Origin of the sequence: Sphingomonas sp. AOB5 (assembly GCF_029433115.1) — a bacterium.
Taxonomy (GTDB): Bacteria; Pseudomonadota; Alphaproteobacteria; order Sphingomonadales; family Sphingomonadaceae; genus Sphingomonas.
Genome location: NZ_JARNTV010000116.1, coordinates 1 through 3,970, shown reverse-complemented (window position 1 = coordinate 3,970; position 3,970 = coordinate 1). Strand labels below are relative to the sequence as shown.

5 protein-coding genes and 1 pseudogene are annotated in these 3,970 nt (G+C 65.1%); 2 read left to right on the top strand and 4 right to left on the bottom strand.

Annotation, left to right across the window (positions count from 1 at the left end; all coding sequences use genetic code 11):
• Positions 1 to 254 (top strand): LysR substrate-binding domain-containing protein (locus P1X14_RS21750; protein ID WP_277317517.1); only part of this gene is annotated, 254 nt, incomplete at its 5' end.
• On the opposite strand, the gene P1X14_RS21745 is transcribed toward P1X14_RS21750, so the two are convergent.
• From P1X14_RS21745 to gltX, 4 genes are all read right to left on the bottom strand, one after another.
• Positions 251 to 490, bottom strand: coding sequence for a hypothetical protein (locus P1X14_RS21745; protein ID WP_277317516.1), 240 nt, complete (start codon positions 488 to 490; stop codon positions 251 to 253). The two genes, P1X14_RS21750 and P1X14_RS21745, sit on opposite strands and share 4 nt — an antisense overlap.
• Positions 487 to 699 (bottom strand): hypothetical protein, encoded by a 213-nt coding sequence (locus P1X14_RS21740; protein WP_277317515.1) that lies wholly within the window; start codon positions 697 to 699, stop codon positions 487 to 489. Before P1X14_RS21740 ends, P1X14_RS21745 begins: the two co-directional genes overlap by 4 nt.
• Before the next feature lie 99 nt (positions 700 to 798).
• Positions 799 to 2,073, bottom strand: a complete 1,275-nt coding sequence (locus tag P1X14_RS21735) for a citrate synthase (protein ID WP_277317514.1) — start codon at positions 2,071 to 2,073, stop codon at positions 799 to 801.
• A gap of 19 nt (positions 2,074 to 2,092) precedes the next feature.
• A complete protein-coding gene (gene gltX / locus P1X14_RS21730; protein WP_277317513.1) occupies positions 2,093 to 3,514 on the bottom strand; it encodes a glutamate--tRNA ligase in 1,422 nt (473 codons plus the stop codon).
• A 78-nt stretch (positions 3,515 to 3,592) separates the two neighbouring features.
• Here gltX and P1X14_RS21725 point away from each other — a divergent pair.
• Positions 3,593 to 3,970: pseudogene (locus tag P1X14_RS21725) on the top strand (ComEC family competence protein); the annotation flags it as partial.

Below are 3,970 nucleotides of genomic sequence, written 5' to 3'. Positions count from 1 at the left end.
CCGGCGTCGCGGCGCCGACCCTGCGCGGGCCGGTGTTCGATTCATCGCTGGCGATGGCCGAGGCGGCGATGCAGGGCGTCGGCGTGGCGCTGGCGCCCGCGAGCATGCTGGCGCGGCGGATCGAGGAGGGTGCGCTGGTGCGGCCCTTCGCGAACGAAGTGACGACCGGACGCTATTGGCTGACTTGGCTCAAGTCGCGCCAGGTGTCGCCCGCGATGACGGCATTCCGGGAATGGATTTCCGCCGAAGCCTAGCGCGGCGGCAACAGCTTCGTGGCGACCCTGAGCAACGTGATGCCCGCAAGTGCGAGCGGGATGAGGATCGTCAGTGTGTCGCCGAGCGACATGAATTCGCCGCGATGGCGGATCGCCTCGCCCTTTACGATCAGCAGCCAGAAGCCGCCGCCCGAAATGATCAGCAGACCGGCAGCGAAGGCGGCGGCGAGATAGCCGAGCTTCGCCTTGTCGCGATCGCCGGGCTGGCCGCTCAATCGCGCCGCCGCTTGACCGGCACCACGCGCATGCCCGCCACCACCAGCGCGCCGAGGCCCGCGATGATCGCGCCGCGGGTCACCCACACGCTGTTGTCGACCATGAAGCTGGATGCCGGATAGCGGATCACACCCAAGCCCTGCAGCATGAAGATCAGGCCGAAGATCACCGCGACGATGCCGGCGAAGGTCAGGATCGAATGGCGCATCAGCTCGTCTCCGTCTCGCCCCCGGCGGGTGCCGGTGGTTGAGTGGTTAAAGCGTCACTAGCCGATTTTGATCCCGAATTCGATCCGGGATGCGGTGCCTCAGCGCTGGCCGACGGGCACGTAATCGCGCTGGGTCGGGCCGGTGTAGAGCTGGCGCGGACGGCCGATCTTCTGCTCGGGATCCGAGATCATCTCGTTCCACTGCGCGACCCAGCCGACGGTGCGGGCGAGCGCGAACAGCGCGGTGAACATGGTGGTCGGGAAGCCGATCGCCGAGAGGATGACGCCCGAATAGAAGTCCACGTTCGGGAACAGCTTCTTCTCGATGAAATAGGGATCGTTGAGCGCCATTTCCTCGAGCTGGAGCGCGACCTCGAACACCGGGTTCGAAACGTTGAGCTCCTTGAACACTTCGCGGACGGTCTGCTGCATCACGGTCGCGCGCGGATCGTAGTTCTTGTACACGCGGTGGCCGAAGCCCATCAGGCGGAACGGGTCGTTCTTGTCCTTGGCGCGGGCGATGAACTCGGGAATGCGCTCCGGACGGCCGATCTCGTGCAGCATGTTGAGCGCTGCTTCGTTGGCGCCGCCATGCGCCGGGCCCCACAGGCAGGCGATGCCCGCCGCGATGCAGGCGAACGGGTTCGCGCCCGACGAGCCGGCAAGGCGCACGGTCGAGGTCGAGGCGTTCTGCTCGTGATCGGCATGGAGGATGAAGATGCGGTCCAGCGCCTTTTCGACCACCGGATTCACCAGATAGGGCTCGGCCGGCACGCCGAAGGTCATGCGCAGGAAGTTGCCGGTGTAGGACAGGTCGTTCTGCGGATAGAGGAACGGCTGACCCACGCTGTACTTATAGGCCATCGCCGCGATCGTCGGCATCTTCGCGATCAAGCGGTGCGACGCGATCATGCGCTGCTGCGGATCGGTGATGTCGGTCGAGTCGTGATAGAAGGCCGAGAGCGCGCCGACGACGCCGCACATGATCGCCATCGGATGCGCATCGCGACGGAAGCCGCGATAGAAGGTCGCGAGCTGCTCGTGCAGCATGGTGTGGCGGCTGATCGTGTAGCTGAACTTGTCCAACTCGTCCTTCGACGGCAGCTCGCCGTTGAGGAGGAGGTAGCTGACTTCCATGAAGCTCGACTGTTCGGCGAGCTGGCCGATCGGATAGCCGCGGTGGAGCAGTACGCCTTCGTCGCCGTCGATATAGGTCAGGCCCGATTCGCAGCTGCCCGTGGAGGTGAAGCCGGGATCGTAGGTGAACATGCCGGTCTTGGCATAGAATTTCCGGATGTCGACCACGTCGGGGCCGACGCTGCCGGAAAGGACGGGATAGTCGTGATCCCCGATCTTCAAGGTTGCGTCGGTCATGGTCTGTCCTTTCGTTCGTTCAGGCGGGGACGCCGATCTGATCGGCAATCCGCCCGAGGCTTTCTTCGCGGCCCAGCAGCACGAGCACGTCGAAGATGCCGGGGGATGTCTTGCGTCCGACCAGCGCAGCCCTGAGCGGCTGCGCGACGGCGCCAAGCTTGACCCCCGCATCCTCGGCGACAGCACGTACCGCCGTTTCGAGCGCTTCCGTATCCCAGCTTTCCGCTGCGTCAAGCGCCGCGTGAATCCGAGCCAGAAGCGTCCTTGCGTCGCCCTCTAGCAGAGCCTTTGCCGCTTCGTCCAATTCCAGTGGGCGAGTGCGAAAAAGGAATGCTGCCCCATCGGATAATTCGAGGAGATTCGCGGCGCGCGGCTTGAGCTCGCCCATGCTGCGGCGCAGAAGATCGCGCTGCGAGTCGCTGAGTTCGAAACCCATCCGTGCGGCGACCAGAGCGGCCAGACGATCGTCTTCCGCGGCGCGGATATATTGACCGTTCAGGTTCTCGAGCTTTTTCAGATCGAACCTGGATGGTGATTTTCCGACTGCGTCCAGATCGAACCATTCGATCGCCTGTTCGCGGCTGATGATCTCGTCATCGCCATGGCCCCAGCCGAGGCGGAGCAGATAATTGTCGAGCGCTTCGGGCAGGATGCCCATCTCGTCGCGATAGGCATCGACGCCCAGCGCGCCGTGGCGCTTGGAGAGCTTTGCGCCGTCCGATCCATGGATCAGCGGGATGTGCGCATAGACCGGCTCGGGCCAGCCCATCGCGCGATAGATGGGCAGCTGGCGGAACGCGTTGTTCAGGTGATCGTCGCCGCGGATCACATGGGTCACGCCCATGTCGTGATCGTCGACCACCACCGCGAGCATATAGGTGGGGGTGCCGTCCGAGCGGAGCAGCACCAGATCGTCGATCTCGGCATTCTGGACGGTGACTTCGCCCTGGACGAGATCGCGAATCGTGGTGGCGCCCTCGGTAGGCGCCTTCAGGCGGACGACGAAGGGCTTGCCATCCTCGTTCGGCACCTTGTCACGCCAGGGCGAACGGATGCGAAGCGGCTTCTTGGCCGCTTCGGCTTCGGCGCGCATTGCGGCCAGTTCGTCCTGAGTCAAATAGCAGCGATAGGCCGCGCCCTTCTCGACCATTTCGTGTGCGACCGCGGCATGGCGATCGGCGCGGGCGAACTGGAATACCTCGTCGCCGTCCCAGTCGAGGCCGAGCCAACGCATTCCATCCAATATGGCGTCGATCGCAGGCTGTGTGGAACGGGCGCGATCAGTATCTTCGATGCGCAACAGGAACTTGCCGCCGTGATGGCGGGCATAGAGCAGGTTGAACAGCGCGGTGCGCGCGCCGCCGATATGGAGGAAGCCCGTGGGGGACGGCGCGAAACGAGTGACGACAGGCTTGCCGCCGGTATCAGATGATGCGCTCAACCGCGCCTGCTCCCAGACTTGAATTCATTGGCCGGATCAGCCGCCGAGGCCCCTAGCACGGGGTTATCCTCCCTTCAAATGGGGTCGCCGACGCTGATTTCCCAGTGCCGCGACGCATTGGAACGCTGGCTGGAGCGCGAGCGCGAACAACTGGTGCTGTGGCTGCCGGTGATGTTCGGGGCAGGCATCACCGTGTGGTTCGTGCTGCCGGAGCGGGACGGGTGGATCGCCTTCCTGATCGGGGCGGGCGCGCTGGCGGCGATCGGGCTGGCGATTTCGGGGCATGGGCGATTCGGGCGGATCGTACTGGTCGCGGCGCTGGCGATGGGGATCGGCTGTGGTTGGATCTGGTGGCGCGCGGAACGGGTTGCGGCGCCGGTACTGGCGCGGGCGGCGGTGGTGGCGTTCGACGCGCGAGTGGCGCGGGTGGAGCAATTGCCGGCGCGGGGGCTGGTG

Bases quoted from the DNA above. Each gene is read 5' to 3' on its own strand.
- P1X14_RS21740 (WP_277317515.1), bottom strand. From the start codon at position 699: ATGCGCCATTCGATCCTGACCTTCGCCGGCATCGTCGCGGTGATCTTC.
- P1X14_RS21735 (WP_277317514.1), bottom strand. From the start codon at position 2,073: ATGACCGACGCAACCTTGAAGATCGGGGATCACGACTATCCCGTCCTT.